The sequence below is a fragment of the Mycobacterium noviomagense genome (genome assembly GCF_010731635.1).
Classification (GTDB): Bacteria; Actinomycetota; Actinomycetes; order Mycobacteriales; family Mycobacteriaceae; genus Mycobacterium; species Mycobacterium noviomagense.
The window spans coordinates 4,271,623-4,296,104 of sequence record NZ_AP022583.1 but is presented as its reverse complement, the minus strand read 5'-3'; the positions used below and the strand labels follow the sequence as shown (position 1 = coordinate 4,296,104).

Annotated in this window: 20 protein-coding genes; 13 read left to right on the top strand and 7 right to left on the bottom strand. The window is 67.6% G+C overall.

The window, feature by feature from the left end; translation table 11 throughout:
- Positions 1-100: 100 nt before the first annotated feature.
- The 3 genes from G6N15_RS20295 to modA are packed head-to-tail and all read right to left on the bottom strand — an operon-like array spanning position 101 to position 2,805.
- Positions 101-1,198 (bottom strand): sulfate/molybdate ABC transporter ATP-binding protein, encoded by a 1,098-nt coding sequence (locus G6N15_RS20295; protein WP_083087296.1) that lies wholly within the window; start codon positions 1,196-1,198, stop codon positions 101-103.
- Positions 1,195-1,992 carry an ABC transporter permease gene (locus G6N15_RS20290; protein WP_179961758.1) on the bottom strand — a complete coding sequence of 266 codons (798 nt, stop codon included), beginning with the start codon at positions 1,990-1,992 and terminating at the stop codon, positions 1,195-1,197. The genes G6N15_RS20295 and G6N15_RS20290 overlap by 4 nt, the downstream gene beginning before the upstream one ends.
- Before the next feature lie 9 nt (positions 1,993-2,001).
- Complete coding sequence (gene modA / locus G6N15_RS20285) at positions 2,002-2,805, bottom strand: molybdate ABC transporter substrate-binding protein (RefSeq protein WP_083087298.1); 804 nt, start codon at positions 2,803-2,805, stop codon at positions 2,002-2,004.
- 176 nt (positions 2,806-2,981) lie between these two features.
- Here modA and G6N15_RS20280 point away from each other — a divergent pair, with 176 nt between their 5' ends.
- The 3 genes from G6N15_RS20280 to G6N15_RS20270 all read left to right on the top strand — a co-directional run bounded on the left by G6N15_RS20280 (position 2,982) and on the right by G6N15_RS20270 (position 6,135).
- Entirely contained in the window at positions 2,982-3,659 is a 678-nt protein-coding gene (locus tag G6N15_RS20280; RefSeq protein ID WP_139797799.1) for an SDR family oxidoreductase, read from the top strand.
- Between the two features lie 38 nt (positions 3,660-3,697).
- The gene (locus tag G6N15_RS20275) at positions 3,698-4,615 is read left to right on the top strand and encodes an LLM class F420-dependent oxidoreductase (RefSeq protein WP_083087299.1); all 918 of its coding nucleotides are present in this window, start codon (positions 3,698-3,700) and stop codon (positions 4,613-4,615) included.
- A gap of 122 nt (positions 4,616-4,737) precedes the next feature.
- Positions 4,738-6,135 carry an NAD(P)/FAD-dependent oxidoreductase gene (locus G6N15_RS20270; RefSeq protein WP_083087300.1) on the top strand — a complete coding sequence of 466 codons (1,398 nt, stop codon included), beginning with the start codon at positions 4,738-4,740 and terminating at the stop codon, positions 6,133-6,135.
- Here G6N15_RS20270 and G6N15_RS20265 read toward each other — a convergent pair.
- Both G6N15_RS20265 and G6N15_RS20260 read right to left on the bottom strand, forming a co-directional pair.
- On the bottom strand, positions 6,132-6,557 hold the full coding sequence (locus G6N15_RS20265) for a PaaI family thioesterase (RefSeq protein ID WP_083087301.1): 426 nt from the start codon (positions 6,555-6,557) through the stop codon (positions 6,132-6,134). The two genes, G6N15_RS20270 and G6N15_RS20265, sit on opposite strands and share 4 nt — an antisense overlap.
- Before the next feature lie 158 nt (positions 6,558-6,715).
- The gene (locus G6N15_RS20260) at positions 6,716-7,483 is read right to left on the bottom strand and encodes an iron reductase (protein ID WP_232070285.1); all 768 of its coding nucleotides are present in this window, start codon (positions 7,481-7,483) and stop codon (positions 6,716-6,718) included.
- A gap of 215 nt (positions 7,484-7,698) precedes the next feature.
- Here G6N15_RS20260 and G6N15_RS20255 point away from each other — a divergent pair, with 215 nt between their 5' ends.
- The 9 genes from G6N15_RS20255 (at position 7,699) to G6N15_RS20215 (ending at position 19,849) form a co-directional block, all read left to right on the top strand.
- Positions 7,699-8,115 carry a BlaI/MecI/CopY family transcriptional regulator gene (locus tag G6N15_RS20255; RefSeq protein WP_083087302.1) on the top strand — a complete coding sequence of 139 codons (417 nt, stop codon included), beginning with the start codon at positions 7,699-7,701 and terminating at the stop codon, positions 8,113-8,115.
- 14 nt (positions 8,116-8,129) lie between these two features.
- Positions 8,130-9,077 carry a M56 family metallopeptidase gene (locus tag G6N15_RS20250; RefSeq protein ID WP_083087303.1) on the top strand — a complete coding sequence of 316 codons (948 nt, stop codon included), beginning with the start codon at positions 8,130-8,132 and terminating at the stop codon, positions 9,075-9,077.
- Between the two features lie 112 nt (positions 9,078-9,189).
- On the top strand, positions 9,190-10,620 hold the full coding sequence (gene gndA, locus G6N15_RS20245; protein WP_163748180.1) for an NADP-dependent phosphogluconate dehydrogenase: 1,431 nt from the start codon (positions 9,190-9,192) through the stop codon (positions 10,618-10,620).
- 23 nt (positions 10,621-10,643) lie between these two features.
- Positions 10,644-12,080: a GuaB1 family IMP dehydrogenase-related protein gene (locus tag G6N15_RS20240; protein WP_083087305.1), complete on the top strand. Its 1,437-nt coding sequence runs from the start codon at positions 10,644-10,646 to the stop codon at positions 12,078-12,080.
- A gap of 58 nt (positions 12,081-12,138) precedes the next feature.
- Entirely contained in the window at positions 12,139-13,503 is a 1,365-nt protein-coding gene (locus G6N15_RS20235) for a hemolysin family protein (protein WP_083087306.1), read from the top strand.
- Entirely contained in the window at positions 13,503-14,558 is a 1,056-nt protein-coding gene (locus G6N15_RS20230; RefSeq protein ID WP_083087307.1) for a hemolysin family protein, read from the top strand. Before G6N15_RS20235 ends, G6N15_RS20230 begins: the two co-directional genes overlap by 1 nt.
- A complete protein-coding gene (locus tag G6N15_RS20225) occupies positions 14,551-15,447 on the top strand; it encodes a 3-methyladenine DNA glycosylase (RefSeq protein ID WP_372506477.1) in 897 nt (298 codons plus the stop codon). The genes G6N15_RS20230 and G6N15_RS20225 overlap by 8 nt, the downstream gene beginning before the upstream one ends.
- 48 nt (positions 15,448-15,495) lie before the next feature.
- Positions 15,496-17,700, top strand: coding sequence for a malate synthase G (locus tag G6N15_RS20220; RefSeq protein WP_083087309.1), 2,205 nt, complete (start codon positions 15,496-15,498; stop codon positions 17,698-17,700).
- A gap of 94 nt (positions 17,701-17,794) precedes the next feature.
- Complete coding sequence (locus tag G6N15_RS20215) at positions 17,795-19,849, top strand: vWA domain-containing protein (RefSeq protein WP_083087310.1); 2,055 nt, start codon at positions 17,795-17,797, stop codon at positions 19,847-19,849.
- Positions 19,850-19,854: 5 nt separating this feature from the next.
- Here G6N15_RS20215 and G6N15_RS20210 read toward each other — a convergent pair whose 3' ends face one another.
- Positions 19,855-20,721: an alpha/beta fold hydrolase gene (locus G6N15_RS20210; protein WP_083087311.1), complete on the bottom strand. Its 867-nt coding sequence runs from the start codon at positions 20,719-20,721 to the stop codon at positions 19,855-19,857.
- 40 nt (positions 20,722-20,761) lie between these two features.
- Here G6N15_RS20210 and G6N15_RS20205 point away from each other — a divergent pair, with 40 nt between their 5' ends.
- Positions 20,762-21,622 carry a haloalkane dehalogenase gene (locus tag G6N15_RS20205; RefSeq protein ID WP_083087312.1) on the top strand — a complete coding sequence of 287 codons (861 nt, stop codon included), beginning with the start codon at positions 20,762-20,764 and terminating at the stop codon, positions 21,620-21,622.
- Positions 21,623-21,627: 5 nt separating this feature from the next.
- Here the strand turns inward: G6N15_RS20205 and gcvP are convergent, their stop codons facing one another.
- The gene (gene gcvP / locus G6N15_RS20200) at positions 21,628-24,474 is read right to left on the bottom strand and encodes an aminomethyl-transferring glycine dehydrogenase (protein ID WP_083087313.1); all 2,847 of its coding nucleotides are present in this window, start codon (positions 24,472-24,474) and stop codon (positions 21,628-21,630) included.
- Between the last annotated feature and the right edge of the window lie 8 nt (positions 24,475-24,482).

Here is a 24,482-nt window from a genome sequence, read left to right as displayed (position 1 = left end):
AAAACCTACCGTGTTACCTCCGTGACGCAAGTACGTTCGGCTGAGAAATGTAATCTCGCGTTGCATTGCGACAAGGGATGAGGTGTCAGCTATCCGCTGCTCAGGTCGGCGCCGGGCGCGTCGGGTGCAGTGCCACCTCCTGCGCCTTGACCGAAAACCAGACCCGCTGTCCCGGCGTCAGCGAGAGCTCCGCAGCGGCGTCGACGGTGATGTCGGCGGCCAACCCCGGCGCGCCGTCGGGCTGTTCAGCTCCGCGCACGCGCACCGCCGGGCCGCGCGAATCCAGCTCTGCCACAGTCACGGCAACCGTATTGCGGGGGCTGCCATGCGGCGCTTCTCGATACACCGCCACCGCCGTCGGCGCGAACACGGCAACTGCCTGTTGGCCAGTGGTCAAGTCATCGCTTACGGCGCCGTGCCAGACCGCACCGGAGCTCGCATGCAGCGCGCCCTCGGGGCCGAGCGTGCCGTTCACCAGGTTCACGCCGGCGATGCGGGCGCCGAAATGGCTGCGCGGCGCGGCCAGTACTTCGGCCACCGGGCCGACTTCGGCCACTCTGCCCGATTCGAGAATCAACACCCGGTCGGCCAGCGTGTACACGTCCAGGAGGTCATGGGTTATCAGCACGGTGCTTCGCGCATTGCGCGTGACTACGTTGCGCAGCACCGCGCGCACCGCAGCCGCCGCCGCGACATCGAGCCCGGCGAGCGGCTCGTCGAGAAGCAGCGCGTCCGGTTCGGCGGCGAGCGCACGTGCGATCGCGACACGCTGGGCCTGGCCTCCCGAGAGTTGCCGCGGCTTGCGGTCGGCCAACTCTTCGGCGTCGACTGCGCGCAGCCAGCGCAGCGCCGACGCCTTGTCCCGCGCGTCCCACAACAGTCCGCGACGGCTACGCGGCCCGAACGCCACGTTGGCGGCCACGCTCATGTGCGGGAAAAGCAGCGGATCCTGCAGCAGCAGCCCGACCCGCCGGTCGTGTGTCGCGACGTGGATGCCGGCAGCGGTGTCGGTGAGCACCCGCTCCCCGAGGCGCACCAACCCCGCGTCGGGGCGGACCAGCCCGGCGATGACATGCAGCGCGGTGGACTTGCCCGCGCCGTTTGCGCCGAGCACGGCCAGCACCTCGCCGGCCGAGACGGAAAACTGCACGTCCAGGCCCCGAGCGGCCACCGCTGCGCGCAACTGCAACTCGCTCATGCCGCCGCGCTGGCTCCCGTCAGCCTGCGCGTGCCGACACCCAGCACCACCAGCGCCGCCACCACCACCAGGAGAAGCGACAACGCCACCGCCGCGTCGGCGTCGGTCACCCGCTGCAAGTAGATCTCCAACGGCAGCGTGCGGGTGACACCTTGCCGCGAACCGGCGAAGGTCAACGTCGCACCGAACTCCCCCAATGAACGGGCGAACGCGAGCACCGCTCCAGAAACCAGACCGGGCACCAAGAGCGGCAGCGTCACCCGCCACCACACCGCGCTCGGCCGCGCGCCTAACGTCGCCGCCACCACCTCGTAGTCGGCGCCCGCGGTGCGGGCCGCGCCCTCCAGGGCAATGACCAGAAACGGCAGCGCCACAAAGGTTTGCGCCAACACCACAGCGGTGGTGGTGAACGCAATATGGACCCCGGCCGTCTCCAGATAGCGCCCGAGCAGCCCGAGCCGGCCGAACGCGTAGAGCAACGCGATGCCGCCGACCACCGGCGGCAACACCAGCGGCAACAACACCAGCGGCCGCAGCAGCCGCACCAGCCGCGCGGTACTGCGGGCCAGCACCAGGGCCATCGGCACGCCCAACACGATGCACAGTGCAGTGCTGGCGGCCGCGGTCTTGATACTCAACACAAGCGCTGTCGTCGACGCATGACTGGTGATAAGCGACCAGAAGTGAGGCCAGTCGACCTTGGCCGCGACCGCCACCAGCGGCAGCACCACGAACACCGTCCCCGCCGCGGCGGGCACATAGACCCAGCGGGGCACGCCGACAGCCGTGTTCAATGCCGACCGTCAGGGCTTGGCGAAGCCGGTCTGCTGCAGAGTTTTCTGACCTGTCTCACTGGTCACCGCGTCGACGAACTTCTGAGCCAGCTGCGGCTGAGGCGATTTCTTCAGCACCGCAATGGGATAGACGTTGCGTGCGGCCGCTGCTTCGGGGAAGTTGACCGTTGCCACTTTCGGGCCGGCGTTGGTCGCATCCGTGACGTAGACCAGCCCGGCGTCGGCCTGGCCGCTGGTGACCTTGTTGAGTACATCGGTCACGCTGGGCTCCTCGCTGGCCGGGCTGATACGCACGCCGGTCTTGTCCTCGATGCGGTGAGTCGCCGCACCGCAGGGCACCGGCTGCTGGCAGACCACCACGGCGAGCCCACCCTTGCCGAGGTCGGCGAAGGACTGGACGTGCTTCGGATTGCCGGGGGCGGTGACGATGACCAGCGTGTTCGAGGCGAAATTGACCGGCTTGCCGGCCAGCAGCCCGGCCTTGGCGACTTTGTCCATCTGCGCGGTGTCGGCCGAGGCGAAGACGTCGGCGGTGGCACCCTGGGTCAACTGGGTGGCCAGCTCAGACGATCCGGCGTAGTTGATGTCGACGCTGGCGCCGGGATTGTCGGTCTTGAACTGCGCACTGATGGTGTCGAACGTCGGTCTGAGCGAGGCGGCGGCGAAGACCAGCAAGGGTTTCGGCGCCGGCGACGACGACTGGGTGGTCGGTGAGGTGGACGCCTGCTGCGACGGGGACTTCGAGCTGCATCCAGTCAGGCCTGCTACCAGGAGTATTACCAGCCAACCGGTCACCACCCAGATGCGACGCATGGCTGAACCCTAACTCGCCGCCAATGCGGGGTGTGGAGCGGCGGGGCGGTCAAATAGTTATGCAAATGGTGCGTGCGCCCCGCGAGCCGGGATTTTCACCACTAGCTACTGTCCAGTAACATTTACCGAAACGCCATCACATGCGGGCGCTGTTCAGCGTCGAACACAAGGAGGTCATGGCAGTGGAGGTGCTGGTCACCGGCGGCGACACCGAGCTGGGTCGCACAGTTGCCGAAGGCTTTCGCGACGCCGGCCACAAAGTGACGCTCGCCGGCGCACGCCGCGACGACCTCGAAGTCGCCGCCAAGGAACTTGAAGCAGACGCCATCGTGTGCGACAACGTCGACCCCGCGAGCCTCGCCGAAGCTCGCGGGCTGTTCCCGCACCACCTCGACACGATCGTCAACGTGCCAGCACCGCGCTGGGACGCCGGCGACCCCCGCGCCTACTCGCTATCCGACCTTGCAGGCGCATGGCGTCACGCCTGGGACATCACCGTGCTGTCTGCGGTACTGACGGTGCAAACCGTGGGAGATCACCTGCGCTCAGGTGGCTCGATCGTCGGCGTGGTGCCGGAAAACCCGCAGCCCGGGAGCGCCGACGCCGCGGTCAAAGCCGCGCTGTCGAACTGGGTCGCCGGCCAGGCCAGTCTGTTCGGGACGCGCGGAATCACCGTCAACGCGGTTGCCTCCGGCCGCGGTGCGCAGCCCGGCTACGAGGGACTGACCCGCACACCGCCCCCGGTTGCCGCTGAAATCGCCCGGCTCGCGGTGTTTCTCACCACCCCTGCGGCTCGTCACATCACCGGCCAGACACTGCACGTCAGCCACGGCGCCCTGGCGCATTTCGACTAGCACGCGCACGGATCGCGCTTGCCCGTTACGGTACAAGCGTGGCTATCCGACTGGGACTGCAGATCCCCAACTTCTCCTACGGCACCGGCGTCGAACAACTCTTCCCGACTGTTATCGCGCAGGCTCAAGAAGCCGAATCAGCCGGTTTTGACGCACTTTTCGTTATGGACCACTTCTACCAACTGCCTGTGTTGGGTTCGCCTGACCAGCCCATGCTGGAGGCCTACACCGCGCTGGGCGCCCTGGCGACCGCGACCAATCGAATCCAATTGGGCGCGTTGGTAACTGGCAACACCTACCGAAACCCGACGCTGCTCGCCAAGGTCATCACCACGCTCGACGTTGTCAGCGCCGGCCGCGCGATCTTGGGAATCGGCACCGGCTGGTTCGAGCTCGAACACACCCAACTCGGTTTCGAGTTCGGCACTTTCACCGATCGGTTCAACCGCCTCGAGGAAGCGCTGCAGATCATCGACCCGATGATCAAAGGCGAGCGGCCGACGTTCTCCGGCCGGTGGTACCACACCGAATCGGCAATGGCCGAACCGCGCTACCGCGACCGCATCCCGATCCTGATCGGCGGCAGCGGCGAGAACAAGACGTTCTCGCTCGCCGCCCGCTACGCGGATCACCTGAACCTCATCGTCGGGTTCGACGAGGTGCCGCGCAAGCTGGAGGCCCTGGCGAAGCGCTGTGACGAGGTCGACCGTGACCGGTCATCGCTGGAGACCAGCATGTTGCTGACCGTGCTGGTTGACGAAAACGCCTCGCCTGACGTCATCCCCGCCGAGATGAGCCAGCGTATGGTGGCCGGCAGCCCCGCACAGATCGCCGAGCAGGTGAAGGCGAAAGCTATCGACGCCGGACTCGACGGGGTCATCATCAACCTACCGTTCTACCGCCCCGGCGTCGTCGCGGCAGCCGCCGAAGCGTTGCGCCCCCTCGTGGATTCGTAACCGTCAGCACTCCGGCCGCCATGTCATGTGGCTGATCACACAGGCGTCGACCCGGTCAGCGGCCCATGACGCCGACTACGGTGTTAATGAATCGCAGTCGCCGTCAGGAGCAACCCAACACCATGAGTGCCCAACCCGAAGCCACTGCTGCGCCCGGTCGTCGCCACCAGGTTGTCATCATCGGATCCGGATTCGGTGGACTCAACGCGGCCAAGAAGCTCAAGAGGGCTCCAAAAGGAACCCAAGTCGACATCAAGCTGATCGCCCGCACGACGCATCACTTGTTCCAGCCGCTGCTGTACCAGGTTGCGACCGGGATCATCTCCGAAGGCGAGATCGCGCCGCCGACGCGGGTGGTGCTGCGCCGGCAGCGCAATGCGCAAGTCCTGCTGGGTGATGTCACGCGCATCGACCTGGCAGGTAAGTACGTCGTCTCGGAGCTGCTCGGCCACAGCTACAAAACGCACTATGACAGCCTGATCGTTGCCGCCGGGGCCGGGCAGTCGTACTTCGGCAACGACCACTTCGCCGAGTTCGCGCCCGGCATGAAGTCGATCGACGATGCGCTGGAGCTGCGTGGCCGGATCATGAGCGCGTTCGAGGCGGCGGAACGGTCCAGCGACCCGGAGCGACGCAAGAAGCTGCTGACGTTCACCGTGATCGGCGCCGGACCCACCGGAGTGGAAATGGCCGGGCAGATCGCCGAATTGGCCGAATACACCCTGAAAGGCGCGTTCCGACACATCGACCCGACCACTGCCCGGGTCATCCTGCTCGACGCCGCTCCGGCGGTCCTGCCTCCCATGGGCGAAAAGCTGGGCAAGAAAGCCGCCGCACGGCTGGAGAAGATGGGCGTGGAAATTCAGCTCGGCGCGATGGTCACCGACGTCGACCGTAACGGCATAACCGTCAAAGACTCCGACGGCCGGATCCGGCGCATCGAATCGTCGTGCAAGGTGTGGTCGGCCGGGGTCTCGGCCAGCCCGCTGGGTCGCGATCTGGCCGAGCAGTCCGGCGTCGAACTCGACCGTGCAGGCCGTGTGAAGGTGCTGCCGGACCTGACGATCCCCGGACATCCGAACGTGTTCGTCGTCGGTGACATGGCTGCGGTGGACGGCGTGCCCGGCGTCGCGCAAGGCGCTATCCAGGGCGGCAAGTACGCGGCCAACACGATCAAAGCCGAACTGGCCGGGGCCGATCCGACGGCGCGCGAGCCGTTCCAGTACTTCGACAAGGGGTCGATGGCCGCCGTGTCACGGTTTTCCGCGGTGGCGAAAATCGGGCCGCTGGAGTTCGGCGGCTTCATCGCCTGGTTGATCTGGCTGGTCCTGCACCTGGCGTACCTGATCGGCTTCAAGTCGAAAATCACCACGCTGCTGTCGTGGACCGTGACGTTCCTTTCCACTCGGCGCGGTCAGCTGACGATCACCGAGCAGCAGGCGTTCGCCCGGACCCGCCTCGAACAGTTGGCGGTGCTGGCCGCTGAGGCGCACCGGGGTGAAACGAAAGTGGCCAGCTAGCTGTCCGGTTGAGCTTCCAGGTTCTGCAGTCGTACGTGCCCGCGGGCGACGATTCGCTCGTCGCCGTCGGTGATGGTGACCAGCCATAGTTGCTGACGTCTGCCGCGGTGTATCGGCGTCGTGGTGCCGTACACCGTCCCCGCGCTGATCGCGCGCAGGAAATCGGTGTTGTTGTTGACGCCCACGACGGAGCCGCCGCCGTGCGCGTTCAGCCAGGTCCAGGCGGAGACACTAGCCATGCTTTCGATCATCGAGCAGTACACCCCGCCGTGCACGATGCCCATCGGTTGCAGAAGCTTCGGCTGAATTTCAAGCTGCGCTCGCGCGCCGTCGGGGCTCAATTCGGTGAACACGAGCCCGATTTCGGTGTCAAACGGCGCGGTGAAATCCGGCGGCAGCACATGGTCCGGCAGCGGTTGCACGCCCTTGTGTCTACACCATGAGATCGCCGATACCGGTGCCCGGATGCCCTGAACACGGGCGAGCCCCGTGCACCGGGCACGGGGCTCGCCGATCGAGTTGACCGGGGGTCACTGCAGCCCTCAGGACACCGCCACGGTCACTGCATCGCTCGACGCAATCAGCATAGGCAAGGCTGCCCTAATTTCGCAAGGTTTCGGCTGGTATGCCGGTGCCGGAACAGCGGACCCCGCACCGGCAGACCGAAGTCGACCAGCGCCTCCAGCACGGCTTGACCGCGCCGCATGCCGGCCACCTCGCAGGTACCGGCCAGTTGCGGCACCTGCGTCGCGGCCGTGACGACCGCCGATCCGACCAGCTGCCACATGGACGCCACCGGCATCGCCCCGCCGCTGACCGCGCGCAATTCGGCGAACAACGGCGCAAGGCTGCGGTGGCAGCGGTGCGCGACCCAGGTTGCCAACGCGGCTTCGCTCGGCAGCCGCACCACCGGCTCATGCAGTTCGGGATCTTCGGGCAAACCCCGCAGCATCGGGTCGACCACCGCGAGCCAGTCGATAGCACCCTCGGCGTCGACGTGCACCCAGAGGTTGTCCAAGCCCGGATCCCAGGCCCGCGCCTCGAGGACCACCAGGGCCACCACCCGTCCGATCACCGTATGTACCAGGGTGGCCGCCACGTCCCGGGCCGCCGCCCGGCGGTCCATTCCGGCGGCGGCATCGTCGAACATCACTTGAAGGCGGTTGGTTGTCAGGGCCGACGCCAGTGGCCACCAGCGGCGCCGCGAGACGTCGGCCAGTACTGCGACGCCGTAGACGCGCGGGCTGGCTGGATATAGCTCGCGCAGCCGTCGACTCGATTGGTGCAGCGGCAGCGGTCGCTCGATAGCCATAGCCGCGATCAGCGGGTCGTCGCTGAGAACAGACACCACACCTCCCGCCCATCGGATCAGGTTAGGCTAACCTAATATGCTACGCAGAGGTAGCGGTGTGAGCGCTGTCACAGGTGCAGACCGATCACCGAGCGCTAGGGCCCGCAACCTGCTCAGTTGATCGACCGGTTGTCACCGTGCGGCCATTTCGGTACGACGGACGGTAGTAAGCGGGAGTACGCTGATTGGGTCGCTTTAGGGAGATGAAACGAATGGCCAAGCTGACGCGCCTGGGAGATCTCGAACGTGCGGTGATGGACCACCTGTGGTCCGAGCCGGAGCCCCAAACCGTTCGCCAAGTGCACGAAGCGTTATCGGCACAGCGCGACCTCGCCTACACCACCGTGATGACAGTGCTGCAACGGTTGGCCAAGAAGAACTTGGTCTCCCAAATCCGCGACGACCGCGCTCACCGCTACGCACCGGTGCACAGCCGCGACGAACTGGTCGCCGGACTGATGGTCGACGCGCTCGACCAGGCGGCGGACTCGGGCAGCCGGCAGGCGGCGCTGGTGCACTTCGTGGAACGCGTCGGCGCCGACGAGGCCGACGCGCTGCGGCGGGCGCTGGGCGAATTAGAGGCCGGCCACCGCAAAACCCCACCTGCTAGCGCAGGCCCCGAGGGCTGAGGGAGACTGGCAGCGTGTCCGCGCTGGCCTTCACCATTCTCGCGGCGCTGCTGGTCGGCCCGGTACCGGCCCTGTTGGCCCGCGCCAGATGGCCGCTGCGGGCCCCGCGGGCCACGGTCGTGCTGTGGCAGGCCATTGCGCTCGCCGCGGTGCTCTCGGCGTTCAGCGCCGGCATCGCAATTGCCAGCCGGCTGCTGATGCCAGGTCCCGACGGGCGGCCGACAGCGAGCATCGTCGGCGATATCGGGCGATTGGGCTGGCCGTTGTGGGCGCTGTACGTCGGGGTCTTCGCGCTTACTGTGCTGGTCGGTGCACGGCTGGCAATTGCGGTGCTGAAAGTCGCGATCGGCACGCGACGACGCCGTGCCCACCACCGAATGCTTGTCGATCTGCTCGGCGCTCGTGCCGGGGCGCCCGCACAGGACGGCCCACGGACGCGCGACCTGCGCATTCTGGGTGTGGCGCAGCCGCTGGCGTACTGCCTGCCCGGGGTGCGTAGCCGCGTGGTGCTCAGCGAAGGGACGCTGGCCGCCCTCAGCGACGCGGAGGTGTCGGCAATACTCAGCCACGAGCGGGCGCACCTGCGGGCGCGGCACGACCTGGTTCTCGAGGGCTTCACCGCGGTACACGCCGCCTTTCCCCGGTTGGTTCGCAGCGCGGGCGCGCTGGATGCGGTGCAGTTGCTGGTCGAGCTGCTTGCCGACGACGCGGCGGTGCGCGCTGCGGGCCGCGCTCCCCTGGCTCGGGCGCTGGTGGCGTGCGCGTCCGGGCGGACACCCTCGGCGGCGCTGGCCGCCGGCGGTCCCAGCACGCTGGTGCGCGTGCGCCGGCTATCCGGGCGCGGCAATAGCCGCATGCTGGCTGCAGCTGTGTATGCCGCCGCAGCAGCGGTGTTGGTGGTGCCGACAATAGCGCTGGCCATACCGTGGCTGATCGAGCTGCAGCGACTGTTCATCGCCTAGCAGGACGTCTAGCCTGACGGCTTGAGGAATACCTCCGCCAGAGCCGAATCCCGCTGTGCCACAGTGTTCGGTGAAAGGCTTGACGAAAGCCCCGAGCCTGAAAGGCAAACAGATGAGCACCGCGCAGATCGGCGTCACCGGCCTAGCCGTGATGGGGTCGAACATCGCCCGCAACTTCGCCCGCCACGGCTACACCGTGGCACTGCACAACCGGACCGTCGCCAAGACCGACGCACTGCTCAAAGAGCACGGCTCCGAGGGCAACTTCGTGCGCACCGAGACGATCCCGGAATTCCTTGCCGCCCTGGAAAAACCGCGCCGTGTGCTGATCATGGTCAAGGCCGGCGACGCCACGGACGCGGTCATCAACGAGCTCGCCGACGCGATGGAAGAAGGCGACATCATCATCGACGGCGGCAACGCGCTCTACACCGACACCATCCGCCGGGAAAAGGCGATGGCCGAGCGCGGGCTGCACTTTGTCGGCGCAGGCATCTCCGGCGGCGAGGAGGGCGCGCTGAACGGGCCGTCGATCATGCCTGGCGGGCCGGCAGAGTCCTACGAATCGCTGGGCCCGCTGCTCGAAGAGATCTCCGCCCACGTCGACGGGGTGCCGTGCTGCACCCACATCGGGCCCGACGGCTCGGGGCATTTCGTCAAGATGGTGCACAACGGCATCGAGTACTCCGACATGCAGCTCATCGGCGAGGCCTATCAGCTGCTGCGTGACGGACTGGGGCTGACCGCGCCGCAGATCGCCGACGTGTTCAGCGAGTGGAACACCGGCGACCTGGACAGCTACCTGGTCGAGATCACCGCAGAAGTGCTGCGGCAGATCGACGCCAAGACGGGCCAACCGCTGGTCGACGTCATCGTCGACGAGGCCGAGCAGAAAGGCACCGGCCGCTGGACCGTCAAGTCCGCCCTGGACCTGGGTGTCCCGGTCACGGGTATCGCCGAAGCGGTGTTCGCCCGCGCACTGTCGGGATCGGTGGCCCAGCGCAAGGCCACCACCGGGCTGGCGTCGGGCCGGCTCGGCGAGCGGCCCAGCGACCCCGACACCTTCACCGAGGACATCCGCCAGGCCCTGTACGCCTCGAAGATCGTCGCGTATTCGCAAGGGTTCAACCAGATTCAGGCGGGCAGCGCCGAATACGGTTGGGACATCACTCCGGGCGACCTGGCGACGATCTGGCGCGGCGGCTGCATCATCAGGGCCAAGTTCCTCAACCGCATCAAAGAAGCCTTCGACGCCGACCCCAATCTGGCCAGCCTGCTCGTCGCGCCGTATTTCCGCAGCGCGGTCGAATCAGCGATCGACGGCTGGCGCCGCGTGGTGTCCACCGCTACCCAATTGGGTATCCCCATTCCCGGGTTCTCCTCGGCGCTGTCGTACTACGACGCATTGCGCACCGAACGGCTGCCGGCGGCGCTCACGCAGGCGCAGCGCGACTTCTTCGGTGCGCACACCTACGCCCGCATCGACGCGCCGGGCAAGTTCCACACGTTGTGGGGCGGGGACCGCAGCGAGGTACCGGCATAACACTTGGGGGCCAAGCGATTCCGATGAGATTTCTCGACGGGCACCGGCCCGGCTACGACTTGACGTACGACGACGTGTTCATCGTGCCGAACCGTTCCGACGTGGCGTCGCGGTTCGACGTCGATCTGTCCACCTACGACGGCTCCGGCACCACGATCCCGGTGGTGGTCGCGAACATGACGGCGGTCGCCGGCCGCCGGATGGCCGAGACGGTGGCCCGCCGCGGCGGCATTGTGATTCTGCCGCAAGACCTTCCGATCACCGCGGTGCAGCAGACGGTGCAATTCGTCAAGAGTCGCGACCGGGTCGTCGACACGCCGGTGATGTTGGCTCCCGACGATTCGGTGTCGGATGCCATGGCGCTGATCCACAAACGCGCCCACGGGGCCGCGGTGGTGGTCTTCGAAGGCCGTCCCATCGGGCTGGTGACCGAATCGGCGTGCGTGGGCGTGGACCGCTTCACCCGCGTGCGTGACGTCGCCACCACCGACTTCGTCACCGCGCCGGTGGGCACCGATCCGCGCAAGTTGTTCGACCTGCTCGAGCACGCGCCGATCGACGTGGCCGTGTTGACAGCAGCCGACGGCACGTTGGTGGGCGTGCTGACCCGCACCGGCGCCCTTCGTGCCGGTATCTATGCCCCGGCCACTGACGCGGCCGGCCGGTTGCGCGTCGGCGCCGCAGTCGGCATCACCGGCGATGTGGGCGCCAAGGCTCAGGCGTTGGTCGAGGCGGGCGTCGACGTGCTGGTCATTGACACCGCACACGGACATCTGGTCAAGGCGCTGGACGCGGTCAAGGCGGTCGCGTCGCTGGACCTCGGCGTGCCGCTGGCCGCGGGCAACGTGGTGTCGGCCGAGGGCACCCGCGATCTGATCGACGCGGGCGCGAGCATCGTCAAGGTCGGCGTGGGTCCCGGTGCCATGTGCACCACCCGGATGATGACCGGTGTGGGCCGCCCGCAATTCTCGGCTGTCCTCGAATGTGCTTGTGCTGCAAGGGAACTAGGTGCCCACGTGTGGGCCGACGGCGGAGTCCGCCACCCGCGGGATGTCGCGCTGGCGCTGGCCGCCGGCGCGGCCAACGTGATGATCGGCTCGTGGTTTGCCGGCACCTACGAATCGCCCGGCGATCTGATGCGCGACCGCGACGACCGGCCCTACAAGGAGAGCTACGGCATGGCCTCCAAGCGGGCGGTGGTGGCCCGCACCGCCGCCGACAGCGCCTTCGACCGGGCCCGCAAAGCGTTGTTCGAGGAAGGCATCTCGACGTCGCGGATGGGCCTGAATCCGGACCGCGGCGGCGTCGAGGACCTCATCGACCACATCACCTCCGGGGTGCGCAGCACGTGCACCTACGTCGGGGCATCGACCCTCGCAGAACTGCACGAGCGGGCGGTGATCGGGGTCCAGTCGGCGGCGGGTTTCGCGGAGGGGCACCCGCTGCCGTTCGGCTGGTGAAAAGACACCATACCGGCGACGGTCTCCCGCACCGCATCATGCAACCCGCGAGCCGCCGATGAGCGTCGTCATCACCGTGCTGAGCCTGCTGGCGATCGTGGCGCTCACCGCCGGCACCGCAGTCTTCGTGGCGGCCGAGTTCTCGTTGACCACGCTGGAACGCAGCACCGTCGACGCCAACGCGCGCGGCGGAGGGCGTCGCGACCACTACGTGCAGCGCGCGCACCGCACCTTGTCGTTCCAACTGTCCGGTGCGCAGCTGGGTATCTCGATCACCACGCTGGTCACGGGTTACCTCACCGAGCCGCTGGTAGCCCGGCTGCCGCATCCGGCACTGGATGCGTTCGGCATACCGGATCGGGTCGCCGACGCGATCATCGCGTTTGTCGCTTTGGTGATCGTCACCTCGCTGTCGATGGTGTTCGGCGAGCTGGTGCCCAAGTATCTGGCGGTGGCGCGCCCGCTGCCGACCGCGGGCGCGGTCGCCGGCCTGCAGCTGCTATTTTCTCTGGTGTTCACTCCCGCGATCCGGCTGACCAACGGCGCGGCGAACTGGGTTTTGCGCAAGCTGGGCGTCGAACCGGCCCAGCGGTTGCGCTCGGCCCGCTCGCCGCAGGAGTTGGTGTCGCTGGTTCGCACGTCGGAGCGCAGCGGGTCGCTGGACCCGGTGACCGCGGCGCTGGTGGGGCGGTCGCTGCAGTTCGGCACCTTGACCGCCGAGGAGCTGATGACGCCGCGCTCGAAGATCGTGGCTTTGCAGACCGACAACACGGTCGCCGACCTGGTTGCCACCGCCACCGAGAGCGGGTTCTCGCGTTTTCCGGTCGTCGACGGCGACCTCGACCAGACCGTCGGCATCGTGCATGTCAAGCAGGTCTTCGAGGTGGCGCCTGCTGACCGCGCGCACACCAGGGTCGCAGCGGTGGCGCAGCCGGTCGCGGTGGTGCCCTCGACGCTGGACGGCGACGGGGTGATGGCCCAGATCCGGGCCAATGGGCTGCAGGCCGCGCTCGTCGTCGACGAGTACGGCGGCACGGCCGGGATAGTCACCGTCGAGGATCTGATCGAGGAGCTCGTCGGCGACGTCCGCGACGAGCACGACGATGCCACCCCGGATGTGGTCGCGGCGGGTAACGGTTGGCGGGTGTCCGGTCTGTTGCGCATCGACGAGGTGGCCGCGGCGACCGGCTACCGTGCACCCGAGGGCCAGTACGAAACGATCGGCGGGCTGGTGCTCCATGAGCTCGGGCACATACCGGCAGCCGGCGAAACGGTCGAGCTGACGGCATTCGAACCGGACGGCCCGTCGCACAATGCAATTCGATGGCAGGCGAAAGTGGTCCGGATGGATGGCCGCCGCATCGACCTGCTGGAGCTGACCGAGTTGGGCCGCCGCAACGGCAAGGGTGAGCGAGACCGCTGATGCGCGACATTCTCGATGTGCTGCTGACCCTGCTTCTGGTCGGCGCCAACGCGTTTTTCGTGGGCGCCGAGTTCTCGCTGATCTCCGTGCGCCGCGACCGGCTCGAAGCGCTCGCCGAGCAAGGCAGGGCAAGCGCGGTCACCGTGATCCGGGCCGGCGAGCGGCTGCCGCTGATGTTCGCCGGCGCACAGTTCGGCATCACGGTGTCATCGATCCTGCTGGGCCGCATTGGCGAACCCGCGGTCGCCGATCTGCTGCAGGCACCGTTCGCGCTGCTGCGGATATCCGGCGCGCTGCTGCACACCGTGTCCTTCGTGGTCGCGTTGGCGATTGTGGTGACGCTGCACGTGCTGCTGGGTGAGATGGTGCCCAAGAACATCGCGATTGCCGGGCCCGAGAAGGCGGCGATGTTGCTGATTCCGCCGTACCTGGTCTATGTGCGGGCCGTGCGTCCGCTGATTGCGTTCTACAACTGGTGCGCCAACGCGGTGCTGCGGGTGCTGCGGGCCCAGCCGAAAGACGAGCTGGACGTCACTGTCTCCACGGTCGAGCTCAGCGAGATGATCGCCGAATCGGTGTCGGAAGGCCTGTTGGATCACGAAGAGCACACCCGGCTGACGCGGGCGCTGCAGATCCGCAATCGCGTGGTCGCCGATGTCGGGGTTCCGATCCAGAATGTTCGCGCGGTGCGGGTGGCTGCGGCGGGCCACGGTCCGACGGTCGGCGCGGTCGAACAGGCGCTGGCCGAAACCGGCTACTCCCGGTTTCCGGTGGTCGACCTCGGTGGCACTTTCATCGGCTACCTGCACATCAAAGACGTGTTGTCGCTGGGCCTTACGGAAAACCCGCAGGCGGTGATCGATCTGGCCACGGTGCGCCCGCTGCCGCGAATGCCGGCGTCGCTGCCGCTGGCCGAGGCGCTGTCGCGGTTGCGACGCAGTAAGAGCCATCTGGCGCTGGCAACCTCCGATGCCGAAGTGGTAGCGATGGTTGCGCTGGAGGACTTGGTGGAAGACCTGGTCGGTACCGTGCGCGACGGAACGCACCGTGTCTGAAGACCCGCACCGTCGAACTGTGCGGCTGGACCCGGATCAGTGGAGGCCGCGCGCCGACGCCTACCGCCGCCGGGTCGAGGAATTCTTGGCCCCGCACGTCAACCGCCGCCGGGTCGGCGAGGCGCATCCGGTGTGGGATTTCTTGTTCAGCTACTACAACCTGCGGCCCGGCCAACTGCGATGTTGGCATCCCGGTTTCGGCGTGGTGCTCGCCGGAGGCGAGGCGCTGCGCCGCTACGGCGGGCGGCGCGGATACGCCGCCGTCGACGGCGGTGTCACGGCCAGCCAGGCGTTTCTGAGCAGCAGGCGGGACATGCTGCGCTTCGTCTCCGAGCTACTGCGAGCCACCGCGCAACGGCCCGCCCAGCTCAACTGCTTCGGCCTACACGAGTGGGCCATGGTGTATCGCAGCGACGCGGTTCGCCACGATCGAGTCCCGCTGCGACTGTCGGCAGCGGCCACCGACGCGATGGTTGAGTCAATGCCGTTGCGCTGCACCCATTTTGACGCGTTCCGGTTCTTCACCGACACGGCGCGGCCCCGCAACGCCGCCCAGCTCAGCCGCGCGTCTCAGGTGGCCAGCGAGCAGCCGGGGTGCCTGCACGCCGCGATGGATCTGTACAAGTGGTGCTACAAGCTGGGCTCGCTGATCGACTCCGAGCTGCTGCTTGACTGCCTGCAACTCGCCGCAACCGCCCGCGAGGTCGACATGCGGGCCAGCCCGTATGATCTCAGCGGCTACGGGTACTCGCCGATCGCGGTTGAGCATGGCGCCGGCCGTGCCGAGTACGTGCGTTGCCAGAGCGCGATCGCGCAGCGCGCCGTGCCGCTGCGGGCGGCGCTGTTGGCCCGGTGTGACCTGCTGTTGCGGGCCGTCGACTGCGGGTAGTCAGGCTGCCGGCCGGTAGGCTGGGCTAGTTGCCAGTGAGGAGGAACGATGACAGATCGCGTGCCGGTGGGGAACCTGCGCGTCGCCAAGGTGCTCTACGACTTCGTCAACACCGAGGCACTGCCGGGCACCGATATCGACCCGGACAGCTTCTGGGCGGGTGTCGACAAGGTCGTCACCGACCTGACCCCGCAGAACCAAGAGCTGCTCAACCGCCGCGACGAACTGCAAGCCCAGATCGACAAATGGCACCGGCATCGTGTCATCGAGCCCCACGACCCCGAGGCCTACCGTCAGTTCCTCACCGACATCGGCTATCTGCTGCCCGAACCCGACGACTTCACCATCACCACCGCCAACGTCGACCCCGAAATCACCACGACGGCCGGGCCGCAGCTGGTGGTGCCGGTCACCAACGCGCGGTTTGCGCTCAACGCCGCCAACGCCCGCTGGGGCTCACTCTATGACGCGCTCTACGGCACCGACGTCATTCCCGAGACCGACGGCGCCGAAAAGGGCACCGGCTACAACAAGGTCCGCGGCGACAAGGTGATCGCGTATGCGCGCAAGTTCCTCGACGAGGCGGTGCCGCTGTCGTCGGGCTCCTGGGCCGACGCCACCGGCTTCAAGGTCGACGACGGGCGCCTGCTGGTCAGCGTCGAGGGCGACGAGGACGACCGGGGCCTGGCCGACCCTGACCAATTCGCCGGCTACACAGGCGAACTCGGCTCTCCCGACTGGTCGGTGCTGCTGGTCAACAACGACCTGCACATTGAAATCCTGATCGACCCGGAGTCGCCGATCGGCAAGACCGACCGCGCCGGCGTCAAGGACGTCGTCCTCGAATCCGCGGTCACCACGATCGTGGACTTCGAGGACGCGGTGGCCGCCGTCGACGCCGACGACAAGACCCGCGCCTACCGCAACTGGCTCGGCCTGAACAAGGGTGACCTGTCCGCCGAGGTGGACAAGGACGGCAAGACATTCACCCGGGTCCTCAACCAAGACCGCACCTACAGCGCGCCCGACGGCAGCGAGTTCACCGTGCCGGGGCGCGCGCTGCTGTTCGTCCGCAACGTCGGTCACCTGATGACCAACGACGCGATCGTCTACAGCGCCGATGGCAACGAAGAACAAGAGGTGTTCGAGGGCATCCAGGACGCGCTCTTCACGGGTCTGTGCGCCATTCACGGGCTGAAGGCCTCCGACGCCAACGGCCCGCTGGTCAACAGCCGCACCGGCTCGATCTACATCGTCAAGCCGAAGATGCACGGCCCCGACGAGGTCGCGTTCACCACCGAGCTGTTCAGCCGCGTCGAAGACGTGCTCGGACTGCCGCAAAACACCCTCAAGGTCGGCGTCATGGACGAGGAGCGGCGCACCACCGTCAACCTCAAGGCCGCCATCTTGGCCGCGGCCGACCGGATCGTCTTCATCAACACCGGTTTCCTGGACCGCACCGGCGACGAGATCCACACCTCGATGGAGGTTGGCCCGATGGTGCGCAAAGGTTCCATGAAGACCCAGCCCTGGATCTTGGCCTACGAGGACAACAACGTCGACGTCGGCCTGGCCGCCGGTTTCGCCGGGCGCGCCCAGATCGGCAAGGGCATGTGGACGATGACCGAGCTGATGGCCGACATGGTCGAGCAGAAGATCGCCCAGCCCCGCGCCGGAGCCAGCACCGCCTGGGTGCCCTCACCCACCGCCGCGACGCTGCACGCGATGCACTACCACCAGGTGGACGTGGTGGCGGTGCAAAAAGAGCTGGAGGGCAAGAAACGCGCCTCGATCGACCAGCTGCTGACCATCCCGCTGGCCAAGGAACTGGCGTGGGAGCAAGACGAGATCCGCGAAGAGGTCGACAACAACTGCCAGTCGATCCTGGGCTACGTGGTGCGCTGGATCGACCAGGGCATCGGCTCGTCGAAGGTGCCCGACATCCACAACATCGACTTGATGGAAGACCGCGCGACGCTGCGGATCTCCAGCCAGTTGCTGGCCAACTGGCTGCGCCACGGCGTGATCACCGCCGAAGATGTGCGGGCCGGTCTGGAACGGATGGCCCCCATGGTTGACCAGCAGAACGCCGGCGATCCGAACTACCGGCCGATGGCGCCCAACTTCGACGACAGCGTCGCGTTCCTCGCCGCACAGGACCTCATCTTGTCCGGCACCCAACAGCCCAACGGCTACACCGAGCCGATCCTGCACCGGCGCCGTCGCGAGTTCAAAGCTCGTGCGAGCGGGTGATTTCCGCTGCGGAAGCAGTCGCTACCGATGAGTAGACTCGGCGCCGAATTGGCAGCAGTACCCCTTGGTCCACGGAAAGGGTGCAGGCACCGGCATGGGTAGGCACAGCATGCCCGAGCCCGAGGATTCCGCCGCTGAACCGTCCGACGACCTGCCGGACGACTACCCGGGCTGGGATGACGACGACGACACGGGCCGCCACCACGTAGGCGGCCCCGCTGTCGGCTACCCGCGGCAGGAGTCCTACCAGGGCTATGCCGGCCACCCGGGCGATCAGGGCCTGGACGACTTCGCCGACGACGACGTCGACCACGACTTCGCCGACGACCTTGACGAGGATGAGCCGGACGACTATCCAGCTTTCTCGCGGAGCGGCCAGCCGCCTGAACTGCCGCCCACCGGCGGAGGTCATCGCATCCAATGGCGCGGCGGGCATCGCAGTGACGGCGGGCCGCGCGGCGTCAGCATCGGCGTGATCGCGGCGCTGGTAGCGGTCGTCGTCGTGGTGGCGGCAGTGATCCTGTGGCGCTTTTTCGGTGACGCGTTGTCCAACCGCTCGCACACCGCCGCGGCGCGCTGCGTGGGGGCCACGGAGACCCTGGCCGTCATCGCGGACTCGACGATCGCCGACCGGGTGCAGCAGTTCGCGGAGCGCTACAACAAGTCGGCAACCCCCGTCGGTGATCACTGCATGAACGTCAGCGTCAAGTCCGCGAGCTCCGACGCCGTCGTCGACGGATTCATCGGCAAGTGGCCGTCACAGCTCGGTGACCGTCCCGCGCTGTGGATACCGGGCAGCTCGGTGTCGGCGGCGCGGCTGTCGGCGGCAGCAGGAAAGCAAACCATCAGCGACAGCCGCTCGCTGGTCAGCTCGCCGGTGGTGCTCGCGGTGCGGCCCGAGCTGCAACGCGCGCTGGGCAACCAGAATTGGGCGTCGCTGCCGGGCTTGCAGACCAAGCCGGACGCGCTGGCAGCGGTCAACCTGCCGGCCTGGGGATCGTTGCGGCTGGCGCTGCCGCTGGCCGGCAACAGTGATGCCGCGTATCTGGCAGGCGAGGCGGTGGCGGCCGCATCCGCGCCGCCCGGCGCCCCACCGACGGCCGGCAGCGGCGCCGTGCGCACGCTGATCGACGCGCAGCCCAAGCTGGCGGACAACTCGCTGACCGAGGCGATGAACGCGTTGCTCAAACCCGGCGATCCGGCCGCGGCGCCGGTGCATGCGGTGGTCACGACCGAGCAGCAGGTGTTCCAGCGCGGGCAATCGAACGATGCCGCCAGCACGCTGAGGTCGTGGCTGCCGCCCGGCCCGGTTGCGGTCGCCGACTATCCGACCGTGCTGCTCAGCGGGTCGTGGCTGTCGCAAGAGCAGGTCAGCGCTGCCAGCGAGTTCGCTCACTTCATGCACAAACCCGACCAGCTGGACGAGCTGGCGAAAGCGGGCTTTCGCGTTCAAGGTGTCAACCCGCCGAAAAGCGACGTCACCAACTTCGCGCCGCTGTCGGCCACCCTGTCGGTGGGCGATGAGTCGATGCGCGCAACGCTGGCCAGCGCGCTGACCACACCGGCCAGCGGACCGGCCGCAATCATCATGCTCGACCAGTCGATGGCCACCGATGAGGGCGGCAAGACCCGGCTGGCCAACGTCGTTGCCGCACTGCAGGACCGGATCCGGGCGCTGCCCGCAAACTCGGCGGTGGGGCTGTGGACCTTCGACGGCAAAGAAGGCCGCAGCGAGGTGTCCAGCGGGCCGCTCGACGAGCCGGTCAACGGTCAGCCCCGCTCCGCGGCGCTGACCGCCACCCTGGACAAGCAGTATTCGACGTCCGGCGGCGCGGTGTCGTTCACCACGCTGCGGCTGGTCTACAAGGACGCCCTCGCGAATTTCCATGCCGGCCAAACGAATTCGGTGCTGGTCATCACAGCGGGGCCGCACACCGACCAGACGCTCGACGGGCCGGGGTTGCAGGACTTCATCCGCCAAAGCGTGGACCCGGCCAAGCCCATCGCGGTGAACGTCATCGACTTCGGCGCCGATCCCGACCGGTCCACCTGGGAAGCCGTCGCGCACCTCAGCGGCGGCAGCTACCAGAACCTGGCCACGTCGGCCTCCCCCGACCTGGCCACCGCGGTCACCACCTTCTTGAGCTGAGCCGCTTACCTGTCGAGCATGGACAGCGCCGCCCGAGTGAAAGCCGGGGGGTCTTCTATCTGCGGGTAGTGGCCCATCCCGGCCAACTCGACAACCGGAGCGTCCGGGCGTAGTGCCCGCAACCCGTCGAGCACATTCGTGGTGGCCACCGGGTCGTCGAGCCCCCATACGAAGCCGAGCGGGTGGGGCCAGTCGCTCACCGCGCCATGCCAGCGGGCGGCGTAACGCACCCGTTCGTCCAGGTAGGAAATCAACAAGTGCGCGATATGGTGTCCCCCGTTGTAGGACAGCAACGCCCACTGGGCGGCAGCTTCCTCGCGTGAGAGCGGGTGCGCCGGCGTGAACAGCCGGGCGAACCCGCGGGTGAACGTGCGCCGGTTCGCGAGCCGGGCCAACACCGGGCCGAGCGGACCGCGCAGCAGCTTCTGGATCGGGCGCAAGCTGGCCCGCTCCAGGATCACGCTGCCGTTGGACAGCACGGCGCGCTGCACGTTGAACGGCAAGGAGCCGTCCAGGTCGCGGGCCAGCAGTTCGGTGGTCACCGACGTCCCCATGTCGTGGGCCAGGATCATCACCGCACCGGTGTCCGTTGCCGCGACCACCTCCTGCACGATGTCGGCCTGCTCGAGCAGGCTGTAGCGATGCGGCCGCGGCTTGTCCGACAACCCAAACCCCAAAAAATCCAGGGTCAGCCAGGGCCGCTGCCCGAGATGTGGGATCACCGAGCGGAAATCGTATGAGCTGGAAGGGAATCCGTGCAGCAGCAATACCGTCGGCCCTTCACCTGCACCTGAGCGGACGAATACCTTGCCCACACGCGTCGACACAAAACGGCCACCGTCGCGCCAGTCCTGAACAGTCTGCGGAAGCACAGTACGGGCTTACCATCTTGTACGGCATCAAAGGAGCGCAATGACTGTCGAGTTCACTCCCGATCCCCAGCTGTACCCGTTCGCGTCGCAATGGTTCGACGGGCCGCGGGGCCGCATGCACTACGTCGACGAGGGCTCCGGGGCGCCGATTATGTTCTGCCACGGCAACCCGACGTGGAGCTTCCTGTACCGCGACATCATCGTGGCGCTGCGCGACCGCTTCCGCTGCATCGCGCCCGACTACCTCGGTTTCGGGCTCTCGGAGCGCCCGTCCGGGTTCGAGTACACGGTCGAACAGCACGCCGACGCCGTCGGCGACTTGGTGGACCACCTCGGTCTGGACGGCTACCTGACGATGGGACAGGACTGGGGCGGCCCGATCAGCATGGCCGTCGACGTGGCCCGCGCAGACCGGGTGCGCGGCGTCGTCTTGGGCAACACCAGGTTCTGGCCCGCCGACGATCTACGGGCCAAGATATTCAGCAAGGTCATGTCGAGCCGTCCGCTGCAATACGCGATCCTGCAGCGCAATTTCTTCGTCGAGCGGCTGATTCCCGCGGGAACAGCGCGGCGGCTAAGCCCAGAAGTTATGGCGCACTACCGGCGAGTGCAGCCCACTCCGGAGGCCCGGTTGGGGGTGGCGCGGATGCCGAGGGAAATCCTGGCCGCCCGCCCATTGCTGGAGCAGCTCGCCAACGAGGTCCCCGCAACGCTGGGTTCGAAACCCGCTGTGCTGGTATGGGGCATGAAGGATCCCGCGTTTCCGCCCGGCCAATCCCTGCCACGGATGCGCGCGGCTTTCCCCGATCACGTCGTCGCCGAGCTACCGAAAGCCAAGCACTTCATCCAGGAAGACGCGCCAGAACGTATCGCGCAGGCGATCATCGAGCGCTTCGGATAGAAAGCTCAGTGCGCGTAGGCCTCCACCGGCGGGCACGAACACACCAGGTTGCGGTCGCCGTAGGCGCCGTCGATGCGGCGTACCGGCGGCCACACTTTGGGCCGGAACGCCTTGCCCAGCGGGTAGGCCGCTTCCTCGCGGCTATAGGGGTGATGCCAATCGGAGACCAGCAGGCACTCGGCGGTGTGCGGGGCGCCGCGCAGCGGATTGTCGTCTGCCGGCCACTGCCCGCCGCGGACCTTGTCGATTTCGCCGCAGATCGCGATCATCGCTTCGCAGAACGCGTCGACTTCGGCGAGACTCTCGCTCTCGGTGGGCTCGACCATCAGCGTCCCGTTCACCGGGAAGCTCATCGTCGGGGCGTGAAAACCGTAGTCCGCCAAGCGTTTTGCGACGTCGTCGACGGTAACGCCGGTGGCCTTGGTGATCGGCCGCAGATCCAGGATGCACTCGTGGGCCACCATGCCGTTCTCGCCGGTGTAGAGCACCGGGTAGTACTCGTCGAGGCGGCGGGCGATGTAGTTGGCCGACGCGATCGCGGTCATCGACGCCCGGCGCAGGCTGGCCGCGCCCATCATCCGGATGTAGGCCCAGGTGATCGGCAGAATCGACGCCGACCCGTACGGCGCCGACGCCACCGGCCGCCCGTCCGGCAGCTCAGGGGCGTACAGGTGGCCGGGCAGGAACGGCGCCAGATGCGAGCGCGCCACGATCGGCCCGACGCCCGGGCCGCCGCCGCCGTGCGGGATGCAGAACGTCTTGTGCAGGTTCAGGTGGCTGACGTCGCCGCCGAACTTCCCCGGCCGGGCCAGGCCGACCAGCGCGTTGAGATTGGCGCCGTCGACGTAGACCTGGCCGCCGGCGTCGTGCACGGCCGCGCAGATCTCGGCGATGTCGTGCTCGTACACGCCGTGGGTGGACGGATATGTGATCATCAGCGCCGCCAGCCGCTCGCCATGCTGGGCTACTTTGGCGCGCAGGTCGTCCAGGTCGACATCGCCGTTGTCGCGGCAGGCCACGACGACTACCCGCATCCCGGCCAGCGCCGCCGATGCGGCGTTGGTGCCGTGCGCACTGGACGGGATCAGGCATACGTCGCGCTGAGGCTCACCGCGGCTGGCGTGGTAGTCGTGGATCGCCAGCAGCCCCGAGTACTCCCCTTGCGAACCGGCGTTGGGTTGCAGCGAGACCGCGTCATAGCCGGTCATCTGGACCAGCCACGTGCCCAGCTGTTCGATCAGCTGCCCGTATCCCGCGGTGTCGGCAGCCGGGGCGAATGGATGCAGACGCGCGAATTCCGGCCAGGTGATCGGCTCCATCTCGGCAGCGGCGTTGAGTTTCATCGTGCAGGAGCCCAGCGGGATCATGCTGCGGTCCAACGCGACGTCCCGGTCGGCCAGCGTGCGCAGGTAGCGCATCATCGACGTCTCGGTGCGGTAACTCGTGAACGCAGGATGGGTTAGGAATTGCGATGTGCGCGTGGCGATGTCGGCGCGCACCGGCTCAGCAGGCGCGACGCCGAAGGCCTCGAGTACCGCGGCCACGTGCGCCTCGGTAGTGGCCTCATCACATGACACTGACACGTGGTCGTCGTCCACCCGCCACAGGTTGATGCCGCGAGCCTTCGCCGCAGCGATCACGTTGTCGGCGCGGCCGGGCACCCGCGCCAGCACGGTGTCGAAGTACTGGTCGTGCACCAGCGCATCGCCCAGTGCCGCAGCGATTTTCTCGGCGTAGCCATGCACGCGGCGCGCAATCGCGGTCAGCCCGTCGCCGCCGTGGTAGCTGGCGTACATCGCGGCGATCACCGCCAGCAGCACCTGCGCGGTGCAGATGTTGCTGGTCGCCTTGTCGCGGCGGATGTGCTGCTCGCGGGTCTGCAAGGCCAGCCGGTAGGCGGGCGACCCATCGGCGTCGAGGGACACCCCGACCAGCCGGCCGGGCACCTGGCGGGCGTGCTGCGCGTGCACGGACAGGTAGCCGGCGTGGGGGCCGCCGAACCCCATTGGCACACCGAAACGTTGGGTAGTACCGAACGCCACGTCGGCGCCGAACTCTCCGGGCGGAGTGATCAACGTCAACGCCAGCAGGTCGGCCCCGACGGCGACCAGTGCGCCGCGATCGTGCGCCTGCCGCACCAACGCAGACCAGTCGGTGATCCGGCCGCTGGCCCCGGGCAGCTGGGTTATTACACCAAAAAAGTCGCCGTCAGATAGGTCGTCGGGCAGGCCGTCACGCAGGTCGGCGGTGACGATCTCGATGCCCAACGGCTGGGCGCGGGTGGCCAGCACGGCGGCGGTCTGCGCAAACAGGTCGACGTCGACGACCAGCCGGTCGGCCTTACCGCGGGCCGCCCGGTGCATCAAGGTCATCGCCTCGGCGGCTGCAGTGCCTTCGTCGAGGAGCGACGCGTTGGCGACCTCGAGGCCGGTGAGGTCGGCGACCATGGTCTGGAAGTTCAGCAGCGCTTCCAGCCGACCCTGGCTGATCTCCGGCTGGTACGGCGTGTAGGCGGTGTACCAGGCCGGGTTCTCCAAGATGTTGCGGCGCAGCACCGCCGGAGTGAGCGTGTCGTAGTAGCCCTGGCCAATCATCGATACCGCGACCGTGTTGTCGGCTGCCATCGCCCGCAGCTCGGCCAGCGCCTGCTCTTCGCTGGCTGCGGGCGGCAAGCTGTCCAGACCGGGCGCGGCGCCGCTGCCGGTCAGCGCATCGAGAATCCCGGCCGGCAGAGCCTTGGCGGCCAGCTCGTCGAGCGACTCGATACCAATGACGGCGAGCATCGCGGCGATCGCGTCGCGGTCCGGGCCGATGTGCCGGTCGGCGAAACAGGTTTCAGTGAGATCGAACATCGCGGGCT